This is a genomic window from Apibacter sp. (genome assembly GCF_025291155.1).
GTDB lineage: Bacteria > Bacteroidota > Bacteroidia > Flavobacteriales > Weeksellaceae > Apibacter.
The window spans coordinates 1-2,059 of sequence record NZ_JAMBJZ010000147.1 but is presented as its reverse complement, the minus strand read 5'-3'; the positions used below and the strand labels follow the sequence as shown (position 1 = coordinate 2,059).

The window sequence follows — 2,059 nt, the reverse complement described above, 5'->3', positions numbered from 1 at the left end:
GTCAATGCCTTTAAATTCATTTTTTTTAATCTAAAAATGATATTTAAATGCGAAAAATGTATAATTTAAAAATAAATGAGCGAAAGCTAATTTAGAAATAATAGAATAAATTTAAAACTTGTTTTTATAAAAAAATGTTTGTTTGAATAAAATTTAAATTTATTCGCTACATTAAATAAAATGATAATAATTTCTTAAAGAATTAAAAAATTATAAAAATTCAATTTTTATCTTAATATCAATTACTAAAAAGTTAAAAATTGCATTAGTTGCAGAAATTGAATTCTCAAAACTTATAGAGCATAATAAAAGAAATATTTATAATTTACTAGACTTACTAAAAAAAAAATCCTGAATCAGAATTTGAGTTTTAGTATAGATTAAAACTATAATACTTAAAATAAAAGCGTTATTCAAGTATATAATATTGCTTTTTATTAGAATAGATAAATAAATTTAAATTCTACTTATGCTCATATCAAAAAAAAGCATAATTTCGTTTATTTATTAAAATTGCTAAGAAGATCAATATTCATACTAATTACTATATGTATGGGAATAATGGCCCATGCTCAAGTTATTGATTGGAAAAATCCTAATTTTAGATATAAGATCGTTGAAATCAAAGACTCTATTTTGAAAATAGATACTTTAATTGTTATTCCCGATAAAATATCTATTAAAAATATAAATGATGAAGAAATTAATCCTGATTTTTATTCATTAGATTCATCAAGTAATACTTTATCTTTCAATCCTTCATTGATAAATCAGAATTTAAAAATTAGTTATTACATATATCCGGAAAAAAAAGAAAAAATAATTTTTTCTAAAGATACTTCACTTATAGTAAGGATTAATAAACCTAAAAAGTATTTTGAAATAATAGAAAATTCTAAAAAAAAGAATGAATTTTTTCAAAATTTATCAAGTTCCGGAACATTAATAAGAGGTATAACTTTTGGAAATAATCAAAGTGCTTCTGTGCAGTCCTCATTAGATCTGGAACTATCCGGACAATTAAGTAAAGATGTTAGAATAAAAGCTGCTATTTCAGATCATAATATACCCATTCAAGCAGACGGATATACCCAACGGCTAGATGAATTTGATAAAATATATATTGAGTTATCAACGAAAAGTTCATACATACGTGCGGGACATTTAGATCTTATTCAAGATAAAGATTATTTTGGTAATTTTTCTAGAAAAATTACCGGTATACAAATAGGGACTCGAATAAAAAATAAAAATTCATACACAGATTTATACGCTTTAGGTTCATTATCCCGAGGAGAATTTAATAGAATGAAATTTAATGGTATTGAAGGTAATCAAGGACCCTATAAATTAAAAGGAAAGCAAGGAGAACTTTTTATAATTGTCATTTCAGGATCGGAAAAAGTATACATGAATGGTTCATTATTAAAAAGAGGAGAAGATCAAGATTATATAATGAATTATAATACGGGAGAACTAACCTTTACCCCTAAAACTTATATATCTTCCAATAGTAGGATTGTCGTTGAATATATTTATAATACTACTACTTATACACGTTTTTTATTAAACACTGGCGGTAAATATGAGTCGGATAAATTTAGCTTTAGCGCTAATATATTTTCTGAAAATGATACTAAAGAAAGCAATCAAGATTTAACAGATGTTCAAAAAAATGTACTTAGTCAAGCAGGTAATGATAAAGATAAGATGTATGCATCTAACGCTAAACTAACTGAATATGATCCCAATAAAATCCTGTATAAAAAAATAAACTTTGGATCAGATGAAATATACCAATACTCTACCGATAGTTCGCAAGAATTATACACGCTTTCTTTCACTTATATGGGAAAAAACAAGGGAAATTATAGAATCATTCAATTACCTGTCAATGGTCGTGTATATGAATATATTCCTCCCATTGACGGTATATTACAAGGAGATTACGAGCCGGTAACCCAACTAATGCCACCGCAAAAAACGCAAGTAGTTTCAACAAATACCGAATATAGATTTGCTTATGGAAATGTCGGGATAAATTTAGCGTTAAGTAATT

Annotated in this window: 1 pseudogene; it reads left to right on the top strand. The window is 25.4% G+C overall.

What is annotated here, in order from left to right:
- Positions 1–552: 552 nt before the first annotated feature.
- Positions 553–2,059 (top strand): annotated as a pseudogene (locus tag M3Z80_RS09615) (hypothetical protein); the annotation flags it as partial.